Here is a 23,563-nt window from a genome sequence, read left to right as displayed (position 1 = left end):
TCAGGGTCACTAACAGTAACAGCTTGTCCCGATTGGAAAAAGACCGTCGGCAAGACGGTCAGGGCCAAGGCAGTCAGGCCACCGGAGAGCGGGTGGCCGATTCGATCAGTGCGGCAGATAAACCGTCAGGGTCTGGCCGGGTTTCAAGGCCTTGCCGGTGCGTGGATTCCAGCGCTTGAGATGTTGCATCTCGACGTTGAAGCGCTTGGCGACCAGATACATCGAGTCACCTTTCTGAATCTTGTACTGCATCGATTTGCCTTCGCCCTTGGCGCTGGCGGTAGATGTCGCAGCCTTGGTGTTGTCTTCCATCACCAGGGTCTGGCCGACCTTGAGGCTGTGGCCGGACAGCTTGTTCCAGCGCTGCAGGTCCTCGACCGCCACCTTGTTGCTCTTGGCGATGCTGGTCAGGTTGTCGCCGCTGCGCACCTTGTAATTACGGCTGCGGGCCGGCTTGTCAGTGCTGGCCAGGGTTTCGAACACCGGCTGCGACGGAGTGACACCCGGCCTGACCGGAATACTCAGCGCCTGACCGACCTTCAGACGATTACCGGCCAGCTTGTTATTGCCCTTGAGCGAGCTGACCGACACCTGATAACGGCTGGCCAGACTTTCCAGCGTGTCGCCTCGACGCACGCGATAAGGCTGCCAAGCCACCAGCTCTTCCTGTTTCATGGTCGACAGGCTGGCGGTCAGCATCTGCGCCTTGGACGTTGGTACCAGCAGATGCTGCGGGCCGTCGATGGTCAGACGTTTCTTGAAGGCGGGGTTGAGCTGAATCAGCTCGTCTTCGTCAATGTTGGCCGCGCTTGCAACCTTGGCCAGGTCAACGCGCTTGTTGAGCTCGACCACCTCGAAATAGGGTTCGTTGGCGATCGGGTTGAGGTTGACGCCATAAGCCTCGGGCGACAGCACCACCTGGGACAGCGCCAGCAGCTTGGGCACGTAGTCACGGGTTTCCTGCGGCAGAGGCAGGTTCCAGTAGTCGGTGGGCAGGTTGAGCTTGTCGTTGCGTTCGATGGCGCGGCTGACCGTGCCTTCACCGGCGTTGTAGGCCGCCAGTGCCAGCAGCCAGTCGCCGTTGAACATGTCGTGCAGGCGGGTCAGGTAATCCAGTGCCGCCACGGTGGACGCCTGGATATCGCGACGGCCGTCATAGAAATTGGTCTGGCGCAGGTTGAAGTAGCGCCCGGTGGAAGGAATGAACTGCCAGAGGCCGACCGCCTTGCTGCGGGAAATCGCCATCGGGTTGTAGGCGCTTTCGATCACCGGGAGCAGGGCCAGCTCCAGTGGCATGTTGCGTTCTTCCAGGCGCTCGACGATGTAGTGCATGTAGAGGCTGCCACGCTCGCCTGCGTTTTCCAGAAACGAAGGGTTGTTGGCGAACCACAGGCGCTGCTGGTCGATGCGCGGGTTCTGATCGTTGCCCTGCTGCAGCTGAAAGCCCTGGCGCATGCGCTCCCAGACGTCCTGGGGCGGCGCTTCGGGGCTTGGCTTGTGGGTCAGAAATATCGGTTTCTGCTTGACTGCGGCTGCCAGATTGGGCGCGCGGTGCGTGGCGCTCGGTTCGACTTGGGCGGTGGTCTGGCAGCCTGCCAGCAGCGCGGTGGCAGCGACTGCAACGGCCTGGGCCAACCGAGTCAATGCGTCCGGACTGTAGGGCTTATCAATAGATGACGACATTGTCTGGGGGGTGTATCCAGGCGAAAATGTCGGGCGATTCTAGAAAGCAGCCTGCCGATGGTCAACCTTTCAGAATTTTGTTGCTGTTTGATTGTCGTCTCAGAATTTATCTTTCCAGGCTCGCAAGGTGGCAAACACCTCTGTCTGCGAGGCGTGAGTGCTGCCAGTCCGTTCGTCCATTTTTTCTTTAACGGATGTTTCATGGGTGCGCAGGAATGGGTTGGTGCGTCTCTCCAGAGCTAGATTGGAGGGAAGGCTGATACGGTTTTCGGCGCGCCATTGGGTCACCTGCGCCAGCCGCTCGGCGATGTCTGTGTTTTCCGGCTCGACCGCGTGGGCAAAACGCAGGTTGCTCAGGGTGTATTCATGCGCGCAGTAGACCAGCGTCGCGTCGGGCAGGGCGGCCAGCCGTTCCAGAGACGTGTGCATTTGTTGCGGCGTGCCCTCGAACAGGCGGCCGCAACCGGCGGCGAACAGCGTGTCTCCGCAGAAAAGCACAGGCCGGGCGGCGTCGTCGTGATAGAAAGCGATATGGCCGAGCGTATGACCTGGCACGGCATGCACAGTGAAATCCAGTCCGAGCACGCTGACCCGGTCGTTGTCGACCAGCGCCACATCGCGCGCCGGGATGGTTTCATGTGCCGGCCCGCAGACGCGCGCGCCAGTGACCTGCTTGATCTGCGCTACACCGCCGACGTGGTCGTGATGGTGATGGGTGATCAGAATATCCGTCATGCGCCAGCCCGGATGTTCTTCCAGCCAGGCCAGCACCGGTGCCGCGTCACCGGGGTCGACCACAGCGCAGGTCAGGGCCGAAAGGTCCTGTAACAACCAGATGTAGTTGTCGCTGAAAGCGTGAAGAGCGTGGATCTGTATCATGGCGCAGTTCGCATAGCGGAAGACAATGGTGCATCTTAGGCGCTGAGCCGGATGTATGCGAGCACCCCTGGAGGAGACACACATGACCGACGAAGCGTTCGCACAGGCCGATCCTGAATGGCTTGCCCTGGTCCGCGAGGCCCGCGAGTGGCTGTCCGGTCCGCTGGGCCAGTTGCTGCTGGCCGAGGAACGCAAGGTTCTGGAAGATGAACTGGGGCGTTATTTCGGCGGTTATCTGGTGCATTACGGCCCTTCGGCGGACAGTCCGCCGGTTGCCCCCCAGGTCCAGCGCAACGTCCGCCTCGGGGCGCCTTTGCCTGGCGTGGAAATCGTCTGTGACGAGCAGGCATGGCCGTTGAGCGAGCACGCCGCTGACGTGGTGGTGCTGCAACATGGCCTGGACTTCTGCCTGTCGCCCCATGGTCTGTTGCGCGAAGCGGCGAGCAGCGTACGGCCTGGCGGGCATCTTCTGATCATTGGGATCAATCCCTGGAGCGCCTGGGGATTGCGCCATGTGTTCGCGCGCGATGCGCTGCGCAAGGCGCGCTGTATCTCACCTTCACGCGTTGCGGACTGGCTCAACCTGCTGGGTTTCGCGCTGGAGAAACGCCGCTTCGGATGCTATCGTCCGCCCCTCGCTTCAGCAGCATGGCAGGCACGGCTGGCCGGGCTCGAAAGCCTGGGCGACGGTCGGCAGAGCCCCGGCGGCGGATTTTATCTTTTGGTCGCGCGCAAACTGGTGGTCGGGTTGCGGCCGCTGCGTCAGGTGCGTCGCGAGCCGATGGGCAAGCTGATCCCGCTGCCAATGGCCAAGGTCAGTCGACAAAGCCAGAAGCCCTGAGCCTGCGCATGCCGCGCGATGAAGCCTCTCGAATCTGGATAGTCTGCAATGAGCGATAGCGTTGAACTCTTTACCGACGGCGCCTGCAAAGGCAACCCCGGCCCCGGCGGCTGGGGCGCCTTGCTGGTGTGCAAGGGCGTCGAAAAGGAACTGTGGGGCGGTGAAGCCAACACCACCAATAACCGCATGGAGCTGACCGGCGCCATTCGCGGCCTGGAAGAACTCAAGCGTCCATGCGACGTGACGCTGGTTACCGACTCCCAGTACGTGATGAAAGGCGTTACCGAGTGGATGGCCAACTGGAAGAAACGCGGCTGGAAGACCGCCGCCAGAGAGCCGGTCAAGAACGCGGACCTCTGGAAGCTGCTGGACGAACAGGTCAACCGTCATAACGTGACATGGCAGTGGGTCCGCGGACACATCGGGCATGCCGGCAACGAGCGCGCGGACCAGCTTGCCAACCGCGGTGTGGATGAAGTGCGCGGCATCAGGCTCGGCTGAGGCACGCTGCCCGCCGTGCTAATATTGCCGCCTGCACACGAGGCAACAGTCAATGGCATTGCAAAACACAGATAACAGATCGATCGTTCTCGATACCGAAACCACCGGTATGCCGGTGACCGACGGACACCGCATCATCGAGATCGGTTGTGTCGAGCTGATCGGACGCCGCCTGACCGGGCGGCATTTTCACGTTTACCTGCAACCGGATCGTGAAAGCGATGAGGGTGCAATCGGCGTTCACGGCATCACCAACGAGTTTCTCGTCGGCAAGCCGCGTTTTGCCGAAGTCGCCGATGAATTCTTCGAGTTCATCAAAGGCGCTCAGCTGATCATTCATAACGCGGCGTTCGACGTTGGATTCATCAATAATGAATTCGCGTTGATCGGCGCCCACGACAAGGCTGACATCACCCAGCATTGCTCGGTGCTCGACACCCTGATGATGGCGCGTGAGCGGCATCCGGGGCAGCGCAACAGCCTTGATGCGCTCTGCAAGCGCTATGGCGTCGACAACTCGGGCCGCGAACTGCACGGCGCGTTGCTCGACTCCGAGATTCTGGCCGACGTCTATCTGGCGATGACCGGTGGCCAGACCAGCCTGTCGCTGGCGGGCAACGCTACCGACGGAAACGGTTCGGGCGAGGGAGCGGGCCAGCGCGGCAGCGAAATCCGTCGCTTGCCTGCCAATCGCCAACCTTGCCGGGTGATCCGCGCTTCGGAAAGCGAGCTGGCCGAACACGAAGCCCGCATGGCCGCCATCGCCAAGGCCGCAGGCGCACCGGCGCTGTGGGTGCAGTTGCAGGAAGCTCGTGAAGCAGCGGCGTCCTGACGGCTGGTGCCAACTGCTCAGGATCCGCGCATGAGCCCGCCAATGAGCGTGCCCAATCCAGCCCTGAGCATTCGGGTAGCGGACGAGTGTTTCGAGGATTACATCCTCAACAGCGAGTTCACGTTTCCGGTCACCGGCTACGCGCAGGTTCTGATAGGTGAGAGCGTGGCGTCATGGCCGGTGGAACCGGTCGAGCCTTACCGCAAGAACTACGGCATCGATTCTCAGGAGTTCTGCGATTACCGCGATGCCGCGGACAGCACCGTACTGGTTGCCTGGCTGGATGATCGGCCGGTCGGGCATGTGGTGCTGAGCACTCACTGGAATGGCTTTGCGCATGTCGACGAGCTGGCTGTCGACGAGTCGGCGCGTCGCAACGGAGTGGCTCGCGTACTGGTGGAAGTGGCATTGTTCTGGGCGCGCAAGCGCGACCTGCCGGGCGTAATGCTGGAAACCCAGAACAACAATCTGGCCGCGTGCAGGCTGTACGAGCGCTGCGGATTCGTGGTCGGCGGCGTCGATCACTTGCGTTACCGCGGTCTGGACCCGCAGACCCGCGAGACGGCGATTTTCTGGTACCTGATCTTCCCCAAGGTCTGAACCGACGCTCGTCTGGCGAGCATCGCTCAAGGCATCACGGAATACGCGTCATCCGCACACCGGTTTGCGCCAGCTCGAAGTCGTCTCCGCCCAGGTGAGTTACCCGATCGCCAATCGCCAGGCGATACGTGGTCACCGGCTCCTGGTCGTCAGCGTCCCTGGAGGGTGATTCCTGAAAAACATGCACCGGGTAGACACGGCCTTCCGCATCTCTTGCATGAAACTGTCCGACGCGTACTGAAGCCATTTGCTTTGTAACCTCTGAAAATAACCGCTTGTTTTGCCCCGATGCCGCCCGTGCCGACGGCGTGCATTCGGGCTTGTAGACCGCCGTTTGCCCGCAGAGTTTGCCGTAGTGCAAAAATACTCCTGGCCGTTGCGGCACAAAACGCAGCACAGCCGTGCAATAAACTGCAGGGCCCTGCGTCTATAACCCGTAACTGATCTATAACTGTCTGTTCTCGATCCCGCTTACGGTGAGCCCCATGACCCAGGTTTATTCCATTGCAGTGCTGGTCGGCAGTCTGCGCAAAGACTCCATCAATCGCAAAATCGCCCTTGCCCTCAAAGACCTCGCCCCGGCCAGTCTCGATTTGCAAATCGTCGAAATCGGCGACCTGCCGCTTTATAACGAAGACATCGACGGCGCCTCGCCACCATCAGCCTACGCCACTTTTCGGGAAAGGCTCGGCTCTGCCGACGGCCTGCTGTTCGTCACTCCCGAGTACAACCGTTCAGTTCCGGGGGCGTTGAAAAACGCCATCGACGTCGGGTCGCGGCCTTATGGCAAGAGCGCTTTCAGCGGCAAGCCGGGCGCGGTCATCAGCGCTTCACCAGGTGCCATCGGCGGCTTTGGCGCCAACCATCATCTGCGCCAGTCGCTGGTGTTTCTTGACGTGCCGTGTCTCCAGCAGCCTGAATCCTATATGGGCAATGCCGGCTCGTTCTTCGACGAGCAGGGCCGGCTTTCCGAAAAAACCCGACCCTTCCTGCAAGGCTTCATCAATGCTTTCGCGGCGTGGGTGGAGAAGAATCGCAAGTTCGCGGATAGCTGATCGACGACCCTTGCAATATGTAACGCAACCTCGTACACGCATTAAATAAGCTGTTTCCAGACTTGCACGACGCAGTTCCGTGGCTGCGTCGTGATCCATCAGGAAAGGAAACGGTAAATGCCCGCAACATCAGCTCCCTATTTTTTCGACGAGTCGCTGCGCCAGCGGTTTGTCCAGGACGTTATCGAAGCAGCAGGCGCCTCGCGCATCACTCATGCCGCCGGTCAATGGCTGCGCGCGCTGGCCGACGGCCGTCAGAGTACCGCGGCTCTTCCCAGGGTAGACCGCCTGCTGATCGGTGATCAGCCGCCGGCCACCGCCGAGCTGGCAGGTGCGTTCATCATCAGCGACCCCACCGACCTTGCCGCCCCGGTTTATCTGAGCACCGTCCTGCTCGGCGTCGAAACATTCGATAACCGCCTGTCTCTGTTGATCGCGCTGAGGCAGAGGTATCCCGAGATCACCGCGACCCGGCGCGAAATTGACGTCGAGCTGGTCGAAGCCCCGCTGTTCACTCGGCGCATGCGAATGATTGTGGAACAGCAGGCGGCGCATCTGGAGACGCTGGCCGAAAAGCTGCACGGCATGCCCACGCTGCAGACGGCAGTCGGCCAGGCGCTGCAGGACAGACTCGATGCAACCCTGCCGCACCCGACCGTCGACGTATTTACCCACCTGGTGCAGATCGTCAACCCAAGAGCATCGCTGAGCATAGTGCCGACGTCACTGGTGCTGGCGACTCAGACTCTGGCAGAGGCCGCGTATGAGCTGCATGTCGAGGAGCGCCTGCAGAGCGGTCTGGTCCGGCAGTTTCTCGACAGCCAGGGCGCCGTTCTCGATCAGCCCGGCAGCCACAGGTACCTTCAGGCATTGAGCGGCACCAGCGCCCAGCTCGCCGGTACCTACGAACGGCTGCTGTCCGATTACTGGACGGCGGATCGGGATGAGGGATGGACGATGCGCCGGGTGGCCGCAGAGGCCCTGGCCGAGACGTTCCGTCAGGGCCTGTTGAGAAACCTCGCCAACGGCCTGCTCAGCGAACTGGAATACCGTCGTTTGCGTCAGTTGCTGCTTGCATCGGCCGTGCCTGGTGATTCGTACCGGATCAAGGCCGAGCGCATCGCAGTGATCGTCGAGAGCCATCCGGAGGTAAAGCTGGCGGGGTTGCTGCTTCTTGAGTGCGCGGACGGCGAGCGTGCGGGGCTGTACCTGTTCTCTTCGGCTCAAGGTTTCGCCCGGCTCAACAATCGCAGCGAGCTGAGCACGTATTTTACGGAGGTACGCGCGCGCGAGGCGCTGCTCATTCATGCCAGCGTGGTTGACCGGGCGGTCCTCAACGCGGTGCAAGGCGTTCCGGAATTTCGCTTCCAGGAGGTCGCTTATCCCGTTTTCGACACGCATATGGACGACATTATCGATCTGCAGCAACGTAATCTGCGCCATGTGCTTGGCTTGCCATCGATACGCTACGATCAGGCGGCGGTGCGGGTCGACGACGCGCTGGACATCCGCGCGCTGCTGGACTATCGGCTGCTCAGTCTCGACGACTCATGGCGCTGGAAAGCTGAAGCGGGCGACTTCGAGCAGACCTGGAGTCGAGCCGGGTCCACGACGCGCCCGCCCAGGACCGACTTGCCCGGACCCGCCGATACCTGGGCCGACCGGGTCAACAGTCTGGAGGCGCTGGTCAACCAGGTGTCCGGCCTCCACCCAAGTGGTGACGATTACCTGTATCGCGAACTGAACCGCTACCTGGCGGTAGCCGTCGAGTCGCGGCTTGACGCACGGTCGCTGTGGATCGGACCAGATGGCGTGTTGCCCGCTACGCGCCTGCTGTCATTCGCGCTGGGAACCCTCAGCGGGGCCGTGCGGTTCGACGTTCCCGATGACTGGGTGGTCCAGCGAGGCATGGCCGGGGGGCAATACCAGGTCGTGGAAAAACTTCCGGCCAGTCTGCTCAGGCAGATACTGCAACGGATCGTGAGCGACTTCCCGGCGCGTTACGAACAGCAGCTTCGTCGGTTTTACGCGACACCGCTACGCCGTGCGGACCGACAGGTTTCGCCAAAAGCCATTGCCTGTCGGGTCCGTGAGGATGCCTTGCGTCTGGACGTCGCGATCCAGCAGCGCGTGGGTAAAATCACAGGCCCGGCGCTGGACATGCTTCAGCAGGTGCTCGACCGGCCGGTAGCCGCCCTGCGCGAATGGCCAGGCCACGATCAGGTGCAGACATATGCCGTCGGGTTGAGCTTCGATCCCGGGCAAGCCCCTGTCGTGTTGAATAATGCCTTTGTACTGTTCCATCCCGGCAAGCCGACCCGTTACCTGATGTGGGCACCCGGTGTCGGGATCGGTGACTTCAGCTCCTTGCGGGTTATCGAGACCCAGCTGGCGGCCCGCCTGGTCCGGGTGGATCAGAGCGAGCAAGTACTCAACCTGATATCGGACGAGGACACTACGCGGCTGCAGGACTATCTGGAGCGCAACAGTGCGCCCGTGGTCCGTGTCGTGCTCGGCCTTATCGAAGGTCATTTCATCCAGGGCTTGCAGTCCCTTGAGGCACAGCGTCAGGCCGTGAACACGATCTGTGCCTATCGGGATGCAGCCGCCTGGCGTCTCAGATCCGACGTGCTGGTCAACTTGCTGGAGTCCTCTGAGCGCGAGGATGCCAATCGGCAGATTCTCAGTGAACTGCGAGTGGCCATCCGGTCCATCGTCGATACTACCCTGCTGCCCGACTGGGTCAGCCAGGCCCCTGCGCTGGATCAATCCAGGCTACTGGCCGCGCTGCAAAGGTTTTACGCCGCATGCGGTCTTCAGGAAGACTTTCTGTTCAGCATTCCGACCGGACGTGAGTATTCCCGCCAGCAAGTCATCGAACGGCTAAGGGTGGATTTTCCCGATCTCGGACTGGATCCCGACAGCGTCAGAGTGACCTTGACCCGCTACATACCGGCTCCCGTGGCGCCGGGGCAGGTACCGCAAGGCATACCCGCGGCGTCCGCGTCCGCGACTGAAGCACTCACCGACTTTGCCCTTAACCGTTTCTTCGCCGTGCAGGACGGTGTGCTGTCTGTCCAGATGGCTGACGGTTCCACGCCCAGCCCACTATTGACGCCGCAGTACCTGCGCAGGCTGGTGCGCGAACTCGAGGTTGCCGACAACTATCTACGGGTGCTGGACGCAGCTTTGCAGCAGAGCGACCCCAATATGAGCGAGCGGCAGAAGCGCTTTGCCGAGCAAATGCCTGCGTTCGACATGCTCCGGGCGCTCATGATGCGTCTCCAGAATCAGCTCGGCATCGATGCCTATCGCCTGATCGGTTCGATACTGGAGATGCCCGACGGGCTGGCGCGGCTGCCGGTTGGCGGGCAGTACGCGACGATCAGTCCGCTGCGCTTGTCTCCACAAGAGTCCGGCTGGGCACCGGCCACCGTGCTCGGCACCTATGTCATCGCCCCCAGCGACCAGAGCACCGGCCCCTGGGTGCTTTACTCGTTGCTCGAAACGTCGGTTTTCCGGGAATACCCGAACAAGGAAGCGCTTTTACAGGACATTCGCACCTCCAGCACGCTTCAGACTTACCTGCTCGAACGCATCGACGAACGTGAGCGCAGGATTTATGACCATGGCGGCTTCCAGGAGCCGCATCTGACTTTCAGTACCGAATCCTCGTTCGACGTTCCGCTGTATCGGCCCAAGCCTGTGACCATCAAAATCGAACCCTACGAAGGCAACGCGCTGGAGCTGCTGTTCAAGGGCATGCTGGCCAGCTTTCCGTGGCGCATCCGCCAGGCGATGACCACCAATGATCAGGAATGGCGCACCTCCTGGCGTTACCTGTTCGGTCTGGGAGCGGAGCAGATGCTTGCCTTTCTGCCGGGCCGGCTCGGGGCGCTGGTCGGCATCTGGCAAAGCCGGGACCTGTTCAGCGCCTCCGCGACAGCCGCCGGTAAACGCCATTGGGGGAAGGCGCTTTCGGAGTTCACCGCGGCGGTGAGCATGCTGATTACCACGCGGCATGCGAGCGCTGAGGAGCACGCTGGCGAGACAACTCTTGAAACGCCTGTTCTGGAGATCATTTCCAGTCTGGAGTTCTCCTGGAGCAACGACGCGCTGACTCCGGAACTGCGCAACCGGCTGCGTGCGTTCGAAGTCCGTGACGTCGCGCTCAATGCCCTGCGCAGAAACCAGCTATCGAACACTTACCACAATGATGAAAACCAGCGGATTTACGTGGCGATCAGCGGCGCGGTCTATGAGGTCGAGCGCGAGCCGGGCCAGGGTAGCTGGTTCATCATCAGCGAGGACCGGCGAGGGCCTGCCGTCAAACTGGACGAGAATCAGAAATGGACCCTGGACTTGCAGGGCGGACTCAAGGGCGGCGGGGGCTACGTCAGCCGTTTGAAAGGGACCCTGATAGAGCGCGAAGTCGACGATGTACTTGTAGTAGAGGCCAAGGGCATGGAGGAAATACGTCGGGTGTCCCGAGCCTGGGCCGAATCCATACTGGCCGCCCATACGCAGGCGCGTCTCTACCTGGAAAACTGTCTGGATAACCTGGCCCCGCGCGCGCCGGTCAATACAATCGACCCGCGGGCTCAGCTTCTGATCGCCAATTTTTTCTCGATGCATGCCCCCAGCGCGGTGCTGTATGACTCGCTCAGGGACGCAATCACAAAGCTCTACGAGAGCCTGATGGACCCGTCCCTGTCACCGGAGGATTCGCAGCGCTACGTAGTCGGTACCAATCGGCGCTGGCATGAGCCGTCCACCGCGTTCACCTTCATGCAGGACCCGCAAAACCGGATTTTTCTGACCGAGAAATTCTTCCGCATACCTGTGTACCGGCTCAAGACGCGAGTCAACAGCCTGCGATCGTTCAGGTTTGCCACGCACTATCAGGCGGCCGTTCTGCTCCACGAGTTGACTCATCAGGTTCTCAATACCGAAGACATCGCGTACGTGGGGTCCTTCGCTCCCTATTTCGATCTGCTTGAGGACACGACTGCCTACCGAATGCAGGTGAAGAACGAGCTGATCGAGCAGCAGCAACAAGTGCTGTCGTACAACACCGACCGAACCAGGTTGTTCAAACAGGTGGAGGAGGGGATCTGGCGCGACCTGAGGCACCATGACGGAGATGGCAAAAAGACGATCCTGCGCCTCACCGGCACCAGCACGCTGGAGCACGCGCGCGACGTGTTCTACACCGATCCGCACAAGCGGGCGGCGGTGATGATGAGCAACGCCGACACCGTCGCGCTGCTGGTGACGTTGCTGGGGCGCGAGCGTTTCAGACCAAGGCCGAGGCGCTGAACGACAGCGCCCCGGCAGGGTTTGCCGGGCGCTTTGTTCACAAGCCCCGTTACACAGGCCTTTACAAGGAGTAGTTGCGCAGTTCGCGCGCGATCAGCAGCCGCTGAATTTCGCTGGAGCCTTCGTAGATCTGGGTGATGCGCGCGTCCCGGTAGTAGCGTTCGACCGGGTAGTCTTCCAGATAACCGTAGCCGCCGTGAATCTGTATCGCCTTGGAGCAGACCCGCTCGGCCATTTCCGAGGCGAACAGCTTGGCCTGCGAGGCTTCCGACAGACAGGGAAGGCCGGCGCTGCGCAGACGTGCCGCGTGCAGGACCAGCAGGCGGGTCGCGTTGATGCGGGTGTGCATGTCGGCCAGCAGGTTGGCGATGCTCTGATGTTCGATGATCGGCTTGTCGAACTGCACTCGCTCGCGGGCGTATGCCAGTGCGGCTTCGAAGGCTGCGCGAGCGATGCCCAACGCCTGGGCGGCAATACCGATGCGGCCGCCTTCGAGGTTTGACAGAGCAATGGCCAGTCCTTTGCCGCGCTCGCCGAGCAGGCTGGCCGCCGGCACGCGGCAGTTGTTCAGCGTAACGGCACAGGTGTCCGACGCGCGAATGCCCATCTTGTGCTCGCGCCTGTCCACGATGAAACCGGGGTTATCCGTCGGCACCAGAAACGCCGACAGGCCTTTCTTGCCCAGATGAGGATCGGTGACCGCGAATACGATGGCCAGTTGCGCACGGCTGCCATTACTGACGAACTGCTTGGCGCCGTTGATGACCCATTCGTCCCCCTGCAATTCGGCGCGGGTGCGCAGATTGTGCGCCTCGGAGCCGGCGTGGGGTTCGGTCAGGCAGAAACAGCCGATGGCCCGGCCGCTGGCCAGTTTTTCCAGCCACGCGTGTTTCTGTTCTTCGCTGCCGTAGTTGAGGATCGGCCCGCAGCCAACGGAGCTGTGAACGCTCATGAGCGTGCCGGTCGCCGCATCGGCGGCCGACACTTCTTCCACGGCCAGGGCGTAAGCGACGTAATCGACGTAGGTTCCGCCCCATTGTTCCGGGACAATCATGCCCAGCAGGCCCAGTTCACCCATCTTGGCGACCAGTGCATCGTCGATCCAGCCGGCTTTTTCCCAGGCCTGGGCATGCGGCGCGAGCTCGTTGCGGGCGAAATCGCGAGCCATGTCGCGGATCATTACCTGTTCTTCGTTGAGTTCGATGTCTTGCATGGTCATGCCTCCAGGCCGCTGAAGAAACTTTCCACTTCGGCAGGGCTGACGTCCTGCGAACCGGCATGTTTCCAACACGGCTTCTTGTCTTTGTCGATGATCATCGCGCGCACGCCTTCGAGAAAGTCGCCGCGTTTGAACCACTGCCGGTCCAGATGCAGTTCCATTGCAAAACAGGCCTGCAGCGGCAGGTGTCGGCCACGTTTGAGCATCTCCAGCGTCACCGCCAGCGACAGCGGCGAGTGGCCGCGCATGCGTCTGGCGGTCTCCAGCGCCCACTGGCGCGAGTCTGCGACCGTCACCTGTTCGAGCTGTTCAATGATGCTCGTGATGTCGGGCTGTGCAAAGAAATGATCGATGGCCGGACGCAGGCGCTCCAGCGGCGGCGAAGGCAGGTGCTGGCGCCCCAGCTTCGCGAGCGCGCCTTGCAGGTCCTTGAGCGGGGAAGATTTCCATTTCAGGTGGTCGAGCATGTGATCCAGACGGCCGAGCAGGGAGCTGTCCACGGCCCAGTCCGCCAGTCCGCAGTACAAGGCGTCGGCACCACCGATCTGCACGCCGCTCAGCGCCAGGTAAGTACCCAGTTCGCCCGGCACCCGCGACAGGAAGTGACTGCCGCCGACATCCGGGAAGTAACCGATGGCGACTTCCGGCATCCCCAGCCGAGTGCGTTCGGTGACCACTCGTAGCTCTGCGCCTTGCGCCAGACCCATGCCGCCGCCCAGCACCAGACCGTCCATCAGCGCCACGACAGGTTTGCGATAACGGTGGATCGACAGGTCCAGCGCATACTCTTCGCGGAAGAACTGTTCGTGCAGGGGTTCACCGTCCGCTTCGCTTTGCCCGGCATGCCAGGCCTGATACAGCGCCCGGATGTCACCTCCGGCACAGAACGCCTTGTCACCCGCGCCGCGCAACACCACGGCGTACACCCCGTCATCTTCAGACCAGAGGTCGAGCTGGCGTGCCATGGCGCGAACCATCGTCAGATCCAGCGCATTCAGGCCGGTCGGGCGGTTGAGCGTGAGATGACCAATATGGTTGCGGACTTCGATCAGCAGAGTAGCGGTGTTGGGCTGCGGGCGGAGCGAGAGGGCGGATGAAACCTGTGAACTCATGCTGAACTCCTTGTTCATGTTCGCTGGTTCTTGTTTTTCTTTTCGCAATACCGAGCTGATCCTAGCAGTGCAAATGTGCAATGCAAAACTGCGTTTAAGCTGGACAGGTAGTGCAACGGAGCGGCCCACGCAGCCGGTGCCGACGGGCTTGTGCCGATTCAGCAAGAACTTGACGAGTATTCTGATGGACACTGATGTCACACAAGGGACTTCCTTGGGTTCCATGCATGACTGACAAATACGCGCCACGCCAATGGGCGCCCCACGAGCGCCCGGTAATGCCGGGCTCGCCTTCCACGCCTCTGCATTCCACGAGGCGCAGATGGGCGTTCGCAATTATCGGAGTGATCGTCGCGCTGACAGGCGGGCTCGGCAACGCGCTGGTTGTCGCCAACCTGCCTTACCTGCAAGGCGCGCTTGGCGCCACGTCACAGGACATTGCCTGGCTGCCCGCCGCGTACATCATGACCAACGTGTCTATGAACCTGCTGCTGGTGAAATTTCGCCAGCAGTTCGGGCTGCGCACTTTCACCGAGCTGTTCCTGGTGCTGTATGTGCTGGTGACGCTGGCGCACCTGTTCGTCAATGACATCGGGTCCGCCATTGCCGTGCGCGCCGCCCACGGGATGGTGGGCGCTGCGCTCACCACGCTCGGCCTGTATTACATGATCCAGGCGTTTCCGCAGAAATGGCGGGTCAAGGCAATGGTGCTGGGGCTGGGCATGTCGCAACTGGCGACACCATTGGCGCGGCTGGTCTCCGAGGATCTGCTGCAGATTGCCGAATGGCGCGGCCTGTACCTGTTCGAGCTGGGCATGGCGCTGCTTTCGCTCGGTTGCGTACTGATCCTCAAGCTTCCGCCCGGCGACCGTTTCAAGGCTTTCGAAAAACTCGACTTTCTGACCTTCACATTGCTGGCCACCGGCGTCGCGCTGCTGTGTGCCGTGCTGTCGCTTGGGCGCATCGAGTGGTGGCTGGAAGCGCCATGGATCGGGCTGGCCTCGGCGGGCTCTATCGTGCTGATCTGCGCCGGACTGGCCATCGAGCACAATCGCACCAACCCATTGTTGATCACGCGCTGGCTGGGCAGCGGCTCGATTCTGCGCCTTGGGCTGGCGGTGATGCTGTTTCGTATCGTGATGTCGGAACAATCGACAGGCGCAGTAGGTTTCTTGCAAATGCTGAACATGGGCAGCCAGCAGTTGCATACGCTCTATCTGGTGATGCTGCTGGGCAGCATTGCCGGGCTGGCGACCAGCGCGCTCACCATCAACCCGGCGCACCTGATCAAGCCGCTGCTGATTTCCCTCGCGATGATGGCAGTCGGAGCGTGGATGGACAGCGGTTCGACTAACCTGACGCGTCAGTCAAACCTGTACTTCAGCCAGTTCCTGCTGGCCTTCGGCGGCACTTTTTTCCTTGGCCCGACCCTGGTGCTCGGCATCAGCGGCGTACTGGCCAACCCGCGCAACATGATCAGCTTCTCCGTGCTGTTCGGGATTACCCAGAACCTGGGCGGGCTGATCGGGTCGGCGGTATTAGGCACCTTTCAGATCGTGCGCGAGAAATTTCACTCCAGCCACATCGTTGAACATCTGACCTTGACCAATCCCCTGGTCCAGGCGCGGGTGCAGAGCTACAGCGCCAGCTACAACGCGACGATCGCCGATCCGGCGCTGCGCAACACGCAAGGCGTGCGCGCGCTGGCGACCTCGGCTACGCGCGAAGCCAACGTACTGGCCTATAACGACGTATTCATGCTGATTGCCTTGATTGCCGTGCTGACCATGATCTGGATTTCAGTGCGGGTGCTCTGGCTCAAAATGACCACCCAGCCTTTGCCGCTTGCGCCTGTGGCGCCCGCGGCTCCGCCCTCCGTACCTCAAAGCGGCGCCCAACCTTCATGACTGATCCCAAAACCCCTGACAACCAGCCAACCCGAGATGCCGCCAGCGGCGAACAACCACATCGCGCGGACGGCCCGCCGCCAGCGCCGCTCAAGGCGCCGGTTACCAGCCAGCCACGCTCGACTCGCAAGCGAGTCATCTCGTCGATGATTTTTGGCGGCGTCGCGCTGATCGGCGTTCTGGTCGTGCTCTATGCCTGGCAACTGCCGCCGTTCGGCAGCCCGATCGAAAGTACCGAGAACGCTCAGGTGCACGGTCAGACTACGGTCATCGGGCCGCAACTGAGCGGTTACGTGCACGAAGTGCCAGTGCAGGACTTCCAGTTCGTCAAGGCGGGTGACTTGCTGGTGCGCCTCGATGACCGCATCTATCGGCAGCGGCTGGAGCAGGCTGTCGCGCAGTTGGCGATGCAGAAGGCTTCACTGGCCAACAACCTGCAACAGCGCCGCAGTGCCGAGGCAACCATCGGGCAACGTGAGGCCGAGCTGCATAACAGCATCGCCCAGAGCCGCAAGAGCGCCGCCGACTTGCGCCGCAGCCAGGCGCTGGTCCCCGACGGGTCGATATCCAAAAGCGAACTGGACGTGGCGCTCGCCGCGGACGCCCAGGCAAGCGCCGCCGTTGCCCAGGCGAGGGCGGCGGTACTGATTGCCAAGGAAGACCTGCGGACGGTGATCGTCAACCGCGGCTCACTCGAAGCCTCAGTGGCCAATGCCGAGGCGGCCATCGAACTGGCGCGCATCGACCTGGACAACACCCGCATCGTCGCCCCGCGCGACGGACAACTGGGGCAGATCGGCGTGCGCTTGGGTGCGTACGTCAACTCCGGCGCGCAGCTCATGGCGCTGGTGCCTGACCGGTTGTGGATTGTCGCCAACATGAAGGAAACCCAGATGGCCGATGTACGCCTGGGCCAGCCGGTGAGCTTCACCGTTGATGCGCTGAACCATTACAAGATGCACGGCCGCGTGCAGCGCATATCGCCAGCCACTGGTTCGGAGTTCAGCGTAATGCCGGCGGACAACGCGACCGGTAACTTCGTGAAAATCTCCCAACGTATTCCGGTGCGCATCATTGTCGATCCCGACCAGCCAAATCTGGACCGCCTGCGGCCCGGCATGTCGGTGGTGGTCAGTATTGACACCAGCGGGGAGGGCGCTGTGCCGCCGGATCCGGCGGGGAAATGAGGACGTAATCGAGCGGCAGTTTTTGCTGCTGCTGCGCGCCAGATCGTCGGATTGCCGCCCAGGACAAGTCCACTCCCACAGGTCATGGTCGCTGCATTGTCTGTGGGAGCGACCTTGGTCGCGATCTGGCGCGCAGCGGCAGTAGAAACTGGCGACCGGACAGGTTCAGGAGACCGCATCGCTTTCATCGCCAGCGAGCTGCCTCCCACATGTCCTCGCCGCGAGCACGATGTATCGCCGCAGGACGTTTGCGAGATTGCAGACAGTTGCTGCCTCCTACCAGATATCGCTGAAAAATGTGGACTAAACCATCGCCAACGGCATCTTGCGCGTGGGCGCGGGCCAGGCGCGGTCGAGGTCGGCGAGGTCCTGCGCACTCAACGCAATCTGCATCGCCGCCACATTGAGCCGGATGTGCTCCGGATCCGTCGCCTTGGGAATCGCAATCATATTGTCCTGGCGCAGAACCCACGCCAGGCAGATCTGCGCCGGCGTTGCATTGTGGCGCTGGGCAACTTCCTGAAGCGCCGGGTGATACAACAGATCACCGGCCTGGCCAATCGGGCAGTAGGCCATGAGCGGCAGGTGGCGGTTCGCCGCCCACGGCAACAGGTCGAACTCGATGCCGCGCTGCTCGGGGTTGTACAAGACCTGATTGGTCGCGCATGCCGGGTTGTCGAGCTCCATCATGTCCGAGACATCGAAGTTGGACACGCCCCAGCTCCCGATCTTACCGGCTTCGCGCAAACGCTCGAACGCTTCAACGGTTTCCGACAGCGGATGTTGCCCCGGCCAGTGCAGCAAGTAGAGGTCGATATAATCGGTGTTCATCCGCCGCAGGCTGGCTTCGCAGGACGCCTGCATCCCTTTGAGGCTCGCGTTATGCGGATAAACCTTGCTGACGATGAAGACCTTGTCGCGTTGCCCGGCTATCGCCTGGCCGACGATTTCTTCGGCGCCGCCGTCGGCATACATTTCGGCGGTGTCGATCAGGGTCAGGCCCTGTTCGATGCCCCGGCACAATCCGGCGATTTCGGCTGAACGCTGCTGGGCTTTTTCGCCCATATGCCAGGTGCCCTGTCCCAGCACCGGCACGGTCTTGCCGGCCAGTTCCAGTGTGCGCATGTGACCCCCCCGCAATTAAGTGGATGCAGTTATGTAGACAGGGCTCTGGCAACAAGGCCTGCACGAGGTTCCGTGCAGGCTGTCGGTGTGGGCTCGCTAGACGCGAAATTGCTTGAGCAGGCCATTGAGCTGTTCGCTCAGGCCGCGCAGGTGCTGGCTGGCGCCGGTCGACTGTTCCGCCGCGAGCGCGGTGCTTTGCGACAGCTGCGCGGCCTGGGTCACGTTCTGGTTGATGTCGTCCACCACGTGCGATTGCTGCAGGGTAGCGCTGGCGATTGACGCATTCAGACTGTTGAGGTTGCGCAAGGCCTGGCTGATCGACGTCAGGCTCTGCCCGGCCTGATTGGCCTGTTCGATGGTCAGCTGCGACGAGCGACTGCTGTCACCGATCACTTTGACGGCGGCGTCCGAGTGGCGTTGCAGGCGCTCGATCATGCCCTGGATTTCCGCCGTGGATTTCTGGGTGCGCTGGGCCAGCAGGCGCACTTCATCGGCCACCACCGCAAAGCCCCGACCCTGTTCACCGGCGCGCGCGGCTTCAATCGCCGCGTTGAGCGCCAGCAGGTTGGTCTGCTCGGCGATCGAGCTGATCACTTCGAGCACACTGCCGATCTGCGTGCTTTCGCTGGCCAGCGTGTGCATGACCTCGACCGCCTGACCGATGGTCCCGGAAAGGTGTTCGATCTGACGCAGGCTGTTGTCGATGTTGACCTGGCCCTGCTGCGCCTGGGACTCGGCGTCGCGCATTTCGCTGGCCGCATGCTCGGCGTTCTTCGCCACGTCCTGCACGCCGTAAGTCACCTCGTTGACTGCGGTGGCCACCAGATCCATCTGCTGCGACTGCTGCTGACTGCGCGCCTGAGCCTGTTCGGCATTGTGGCCCAGTTCGCTGGAGGCTTGCGCCAGCCCCACCGCGGAGGTCTGCAACTGGCCGACCACGCTGCGCAACTTGGCGACGAAAGCGTTGAAATGCCGGGCCAGTTCGGCCACTTCATCGTTGCCTTCGGTTTCCAGTGTGCGGGTCAGGTCACTTTCGCCACTGGAAATGTCAGCCATGGCCTGGACCGTCATACGTAGCGGCAACACGATGCTGCGCACGATCAGCGTCAGCAGGACGAACAGGATCAGCACGATGCCGGCGCTGTACATCAGCGCATTGATCATTTGCTGGCGGAACTCTGCGGCCACGTCATCGACGTAGACACCCGAGCCGAGAATCCAGCCCCAGGGCTGGAATAGCTGAACGTACGAAGTTTTCTTTACCGGTTCGCTGGCGCCGGGCTTGGGCCAGCGATAATCGACCAGCCCGGCGCCCTGACTTTTGGCGACGGTGACCATTTCATTGAAGACTGCAAACCCGTCCGGATCCCGGATGCCCGACAGGTCCTGGCCTTCCAGTTTGGGATTGGTGGGGTGCATGACCATGACCGGTCGCAGGTCATTGATCCACAGATAGTCGCCCTGGTCGTAACGCAGTACGCGGATTTCCTTGAGCGCCTGCTGCTGGGCAGCCTCGCGGGTCATGGTTCCGGCCGCTTCCAGACCCTGATAGTAGGACAGCACGCCGCTGACGGTCTGCACCACATGCATGGTCTTTTCCGCCTTGGCCAGATACAGGTCGTCATGGATCTGCTTGAGCATGGCCGCAGCCAGGACGAAGAGCATCAGCACAGAAACGATAAGAATCAGCCATAGCCGCCGGCTGATGGACAAACTGCGCATTTTCATGTTCTTCACCCCAATGTCGTTATTTTTGTTTTTGCCAATGGCAGAGCGGCTGTGCGCCGTTTCTTGTTCTTCTCTACAGCGTCTCGGCGCACCATGACCAAACCTGAGCCCCGAGTCACGTTTTTTTACACGCGTCTCATTCTGTAGGTGATGGCTTACAGCAACGCAGGCTTTTGCCTATGGTGTGAGCGTTGGGGCGGGCGTAGGATCCAATTCAACAGCTGCAGCGAAGGATCGTTGCGGTGATCAGGGAGGATCGACCATTGCCAGGAGGCAGCCGACAGGATGTTGGAATGGTCATGTTCGCAAAACGACCCGCTTCGGCGGGTTTTTTGCTTTCTGCGGTTCGGGTTTTTTCAGTCGGGCTCGCAGCCTTTGAGCACCAGACGCAGGATCGTCCGGGTCGCGGCCTCGTAGTCGGCGTCGTCCAGCCGCTCCTTGCCGGTGACCGTGGAGATCTGCCAGTCAAAGTCGGCGTAGGTCTGGGTTGCCGCCCAGATGGTGAACATCAGGTGATGAGGGTCTAGCGGGGCGATCTGCCCGCTGTCGATCCAGGCCTGAATGCATTTGATGTTGTGCAGGGCCTGAGCGTTGAGCTGTTCGACCTGCTGGGGCGTGAGGTGCGGAGCGCCGTGCATGATCTCGCTGGCGAACACCTTGGAGGCGAACGGCAGATCGCGGGAAATCCGTATCTTGGCCCGGATGTAGCCGCTCAGCACCTCGGCCGGCACGCCCTGGGCGTCGAAGGGTGCCGAGGCTCGCAGAATAGGCTCGATGATGCTCTCCAGTACCTCGCGGTACAGGTTTTCCTTGGACTTGAAGTAGTAATAGACGTTGGGTTTGGGCAGCCCGGCCTTGGCGGCAATATCACCAGTCTTGGTGGCGGCAAACCCTTTATCGGCGAATTCTTCGCTGGCGGCGCGCAGAATGAGTTCTTTATTGCGCTCGCGAATACTGCTCATGACCCGGTTGTTCCCTTGCCTGCACGGCGGTGGCACATGGTAGCACCGGGCCGACGGCAGGCTCAATCGCGGGCAATCGCCCTGTGAGAGCGGACCGGCGGCGTTCCGCTTGTCCGCCAAGTCTCATGCCCGGATGACCTATCTGGTGCGAATGTATCGGCTTCTTCGCGGACAAGTCCGCTCCTGCAGGCAGTTCCATTTCTGGCAGGCCAATTCCCGCAGAGAACACCAAACATTTCAGCATCGGGCCGGTCAAACCCCTTGTCACGCCAATGACCGCAGGCTGTGATTCAATACGCGCTGTTGTGTTTCATCTCTTGCTCAAGGAAATCTATTTTGGCCGCTGGAAGTTTGCTGACTCTGCTGGATGACATTGCAACGCTGCTCGACGACGTGGCGCTTGCGACCAAGAAGACCGCCGGTGTACTGGGCGACGATCTGGCGCTCAATGCCCAGCAAGTCACGGGCGTTACAGCCGATCGCGAACTCCCGGTCGTCTGGGCGGTAGCCAAGGGCTCGTTGCTTAACAAGGCCATCCTGGTACCGGCGGCGCTGTTGATCAGCGCCTTTGTTCCCTGGCTGATCACTCCGCTGTTGATGATCGGCGGTGCGTTCCTGTGCTTCGAAGGTTTCGAAAAGATTGCCCATAAGTGGCTGCATCCGGAAACCGAAGCCGAGCATGCCGAACGCAAGAAGGCCGCGGCCGATACGACGGTTGATATGGTGGCGTTCGAGAAGGAACGCGTCAAAGGCGCGATCCGGACCGATTTCATTCTTTCGGCGGAAATCATTGTCCTGGCGCTGGGCGTGGTATCGGCGCGCCCCTTCATGGATCAGGTCGGCGTGCTGGTAATCGTCGCCTTGCTGATTACGGTGGGCGTTTACGGGCTGGTGGCGGGTATCGTCAAGCTCGATGACCTGGGCCTGTACCTGAAGAAAAAGTCCAGCTCGTTTTCCCAGGCCATGGGCAACGGCCTGCTTTGGCTGGCGCCGGTTCTGATGAAAGTCCTGTCCATCCTGGGGACTGCGGCGATGTTCATGGTCGGCGGCGGCATTCTGGTTCACGGTATGCCGTTCCTGCACCACTTGGTTGACGGCGTGACCGAGGCGGCTGCCGGCGCGGTCGGCGCGCTGGCCGTGGTCATTCCGACGCTGCTCGATGCGGTTGCGGGGATCATCGCCGGTGGCCTGCTGGTGCTGGTGTTCACGTTGGCAAGCAAGATGTGGAAAACCGCCAGGGCTTGATTCACGAGCAACCCGATACGAAAAAGGGGCGCCGAATGGGCGCCCCTTTTTTCTTCCGCTGTCCCGTCCTGAATAAGGTTTACACCTTCTGATCCGTTTTTCAGGAGGGCGTAATGAAATCAGCAAAAAGGCGTAGTCAGCGCGACTACACACTGACCTTTAAATTGTCGGTCGTCGACCAAGTCGAAAAAGGCGAGCTGAGTTATAAAGAGGCTCAGGAGCGCTACGGGATTCAAGGCAAAACGACCGTTCTGACGTGGTTACGCAAGCACGGTCGGCAGGATTGGAGCCCTGGCACATACATTGGCTCGCCGAGGATGGGGTCTATGCCCGACAAAAACCGACCATTGACGCCGGAGCAACGCATCAAAGAGCTTGAAGAGCAGTTGGCGCTGTCCAACCAGAAAGCGCAGTTTTTCGAGGCGGTCGTGGACGTCTTGAAGAATGACTACGGTCTCTCTGTCGTAAAAAAGCGTCCCGGCAAGTCCTCGCGCAAAAACGAATCAAAAACCTGAGCATCAGCAGGGCTTGCCAGTTCATGGGAATAAGCCGACAGGCTTACTACAAACGCAATCGCGCCTACGCTGCTCGTCTGGAGCTGGATCAGAAGGTTGCCGATTTTGTTCAGCAAAAACGTCAGCGGCAGCCGCGTTTGGGCACCCGAAAGTTGCATCACTTGCTGCATTGCCAGCCTCAACTTGAACTGCAAGTGGGCCGAGACCGGCTGTTTGCGATTCTGCGTGCACGGCGTTTATTGGTAACTCGCAAGCGGGCGTATCACAAAACAACCGACAGTCATCATCGCTTTCGACGCCATCCGAACCTGCTCAAGCCGGGGCCTGATCAGGTTGTTCCCAGCGGCCCGGAACAGGTCTGGGTGGCTGACATCACCTATCTGCCCACTCAGGAAGGTGTGGCCTATTTGAGTCTTGTGACGGATGCATTTTCGCGGAAGATCGTGGGCTACCACGTTCATGAAAGCCTGCACACCGAGTCGGTCGCGCAGGCGCTGCGCCGGGCGGTGAGCCAGCGTCAAACCGTGCAGCCACTGGTTCACCACTCGGACAGAGGCAGCCAGTATTGCTCGGGAATATACCAGCAACTCCACGCGAAACACGGCATCAGGTGTTCGATGACGGACGGCTATGACTGCTATCAAAACGCCCTGGCAGAGCGGGTCAACGGGATATTGAAGACGGAGCTTTTGCTCCAGCGACCACAGGATTTAACTCAGGCGAAGAAGATGGTGAGCGAGTCGGTATCGATCTACAACCACGAGCGTCCGCACCTGTCTTTGAAATACAAAACGCCCGATGCGATGCATCGGGCGTTGGGGTGAAACAGGTGTAAACCTATTTCAGGACTAGA

Annotated in this window: 17 protein-coding genes and 1 pseudogene; 10 read left to right on the top strand and 8 right to left on the bottom strand. The window is 61.2% G+C overall.

Going from position 1 to position 23,563, the window contains the following annotated elements; genetic code table 11:
* Nucleotides 1-105: 105 nt before the first annotated feature.
* Nucleotides 106-1,683, bottom strand: a complete 1,578-nt coding sequence (locus J3P77_RS15140) for a LysM peptidoglycan-binding domain-containing protein (RefSeq protein WP_434677417.1) — start codon at nucleotides 1,681-1,683, stop codon at nucleotides 106-108.
* Between the two features lie 99 nt (nucleotides 1,684-1,782).
* A complete protein-coding gene (gene gloB, locus J3P77_RS15135) occupies nucleotides 1,783-2,562 on the bottom strand; it encodes a hydroxyacylglutathione hydrolase (RefSeq protein WP_434677416.1) in 780 nt (259 codons plus the stop codon).
* A gap of 82 nt (nucleotides 2,563-2,644) precedes the next feature.
* Between gloB and J3P77_RS15130 the strand changes: the two genes are divergently transcribed.
* From J3P77_RS15130 to J3P77_RS15115, 4 genes are read left to right on the top strand one after another with little or no spacing between them, the layout of a single operon-like run.
* Entirely contained in the window at nucleotides 2,645-3,403 is a 759-nt protein-coding gene (locus J3P77_RS15130; protein WP_434677415.1) for a class I SAM-dependent methyltransferase, read from the top strand.
* Nucleotides 3,404-3,451: 48 nt separating this feature from the next.
* Entirely contained in the window at nucleotides 3,452-3,904 is a 453-nt protein-coding gene (gene rnhA / locus J3P77_RS15125; protein WP_434677414.1) for a ribonuclease HI, read from the top strand.
* A gap of 52 nt (nucleotides 3,905-3,956) precedes the next feature.
* Nucleotides 3,957-4,736, top strand: a complete 780-nt coding sequence (dnaQ, locus tag J3P77_RS15120; protein WP_434677413.1) for a DNA polymerase III subunit epsilon — start codon at nucleotides 3,957-3,959, stop codon at nucleotides 4,734-4,736.
* A 42-nt stretch (nucleotides 4,737-4,778) separates the two neighbouring features.
* Complete coding sequence (locus tag J3P77_RS15115) at nucleotides 4,779-5,336, top strand: GNAT family N-acetyltransferase (protein ID WP_434682027.1); 558 nt, start codon at nucleotides 4,779-4,781, stop codon at nucleotides 5,334-5,336.
* A gap of 34 nt (nucleotides 5,337-5,370) precedes the next feature.
* Here J3P77_RS15115 and J3P77_RS15110 read toward each other — a convergent pair whose 3' ends face one another.
* Nucleotides 5,371-5,583: a hypothetical protein gene (locus J3P77_RS15110; protein ID WP_434677412.1), complete on the bottom strand. Its 213-nt coding sequence runs from the start codon at nucleotides 5,581-5,583 to the stop codon at nucleotides 5,371-5,373.
* A 238-nt stretch (nucleotides 5,584-5,821) separates the two neighbouring features.
* Here J3P77_RS15110 and J3P77_RS15105 point away from each other — a divergent pair, with 238 nt between their 5' ends.
* Nucleotides 5,822-6,391 carry an NADPH-dependent FMN reductase gene (locus J3P77_RS15105; RefSeq protein ID WP_434677411.1) on the top strand — a complete coding sequence of 190 codons (570 nt, stop codon included), beginning with the start codon at nucleotides 5,822-5,824 and terminating at the stop codon, nucleotides 6,389-6,391.
* Between the two features lie 117 nt (nucleotides 6,392-6,508).
* On the top strand, nucleotides 6,509-11,710 hold the full coding sequence (locus J3P77_RS15100; protein ID WP_434677410.1) for a dermonecrotic toxin domain-containing protein: 5,202 nt from the start codon (nucleotides 6,509-6,511) through the stop codon (nucleotides 11,708-11,710).
* A gap of 61 nt (nucleotides 11,711-11,771) precedes the next feature.
* Here J3P77_RS15100 and J3P77_RS15095 read toward each other — a convergent pair whose 3' ends face one another.
* On the bottom strand, nucleotides 11,772-12,923 hold the full coding sequence (locus J3P77_RS15095; protein ID WP_434677409.1) for an acyl-CoA dehydrogenase family protein: 1,152 nt from the start codon (nucleotides 12,921-12,923) through the stop codon (nucleotides 11,772-11,774).
* A gap of 2 nt (nucleotides 12,924-12,925) precedes the next feature.
* Entirely contained in the window at nucleotides 12,926-14,041 is a 1,116-nt protein-coding gene (locus J3P77_RS15090; RefSeq protein ID WP_434677408.1) for an enoyl-CoA hydratase/isomerase family protein, read from the bottom strand.
* A 227-nt stretch (nucleotides 14,042-14,268) separates the two neighbouring features.
* Between J3P77_RS15090 and J3P77_RS15085 the strand changes: the two genes are divergently transcribed.
* Complete coding sequence (locus J3P77_RS15085; protein WP_434677407.1) at nucleotides 14,269-15,948, top strand: MFS transporter; 1,680 nt, start codon at nucleotides 14,269-14,271, stop codon at nucleotides 15,946-15,948.
* Nucleotides 15,945-17,135, top strand: coding sequence for an HlyD family secretion protein (locus J3P77_RS15080; RefSeq protein WP_434677406.1), 1,191 nt, complete (start codon nucleotides 15,945-15,947; stop codon nucleotides 17,133-17,135). Before J3P77_RS15085 ends, J3P77_RS15080 begins: the two co-directional genes overlap by 4 nt.
* 303 nt (nucleotides 17,136-17,438) lie before the next feature.
* Here the strand turns inward: J3P77_RS15080 and J3P77_RS15075 are convergent, their stop codons facing one another.
* The 3 genes from J3P77_RS15075 to J3P77_RS15065 all read right to left on the bottom strand — a co-directional run bounded on the left by J3P77_RS15075 (nucleotide 17,439) and on the right by J3P77_RS15065 (nucleotide 20,950).
* Nucleotides 17,439-18,260, bottom strand: a complete 822-nt coding sequence (locus tag J3P77_RS15075; protein WP_434677405.1) for an aldo/keto reductase — start codon at nucleotides 18,258-18,260, stop codon at nucleotides 17,439-17,441.
* Between the two features lie 96 nt (nucleotides 18,261-18,356).
* A complete protein-coding gene (locus tag J3P77_RS15070; protein WP_434677404.1) occupies nucleotides 18,357-19,988 on the bottom strand; it encodes a methyl-accepting chemotaxis protein in 1,632 nt (543 codons plus the stop codon).
* Between the two features lie 356 nt (nucleotides 19,989-20,344).
* Entirely contained in the window at nucleotides 20,345-20,950 is a 606-nt protein-coding gene (locus tag J3P77_RS15065) for a TetR/AcrR family transcriptional regulator (protein ID WP_434677403.1), read from the bottom strand.
* A 336-nt stretch (nucleotides 20,951-21,286) separates the two neighbouring features.
* Here J3P77_RS15065 and J3P77_RS15060 point away from each other — a divergent pair, with 336 nt between their 5' ends.
* Both J3P77_RS15060 and J3P77_RS15055 read left to right on the top strand, forming a co-directional pair.
* Nucleotides 21,287-22,195, top strand: a complete 909-nt coding sequence (locus J3P77_RS15060) for a DUF808 domain-containing protein (protein ID WP_434677402.1) — start codon at nucleotides 21,287-21,289, stop codon at nucleotides 22,193-22,195.
* Nucleotides 22,196-22,308: 113 nt separating this feature from the next.
* Nucleotides 22,309-23,562: pseudogene (locus J3P77_RS15055) on the top strand (IS3 family transposase).
* The last annotated feature ends 1 nt before the right edge of the window (nucleotide 23,563 follow it).

Source organism: Pseudomonas sp. R1-18, from assembly GCF_051132095.1.
Classification (GTDB): Bacteria; Pseudomonadota; Gammaproteobacteria; order Pseudomonadales; family Pseudomonadaceae; genus Aquipseudomonas.
The sequence above is the reverse complement of the archived record's forward strand: the minus strand, read 5'-3'. Positions and strand labels throughout refer to the sequence as shown.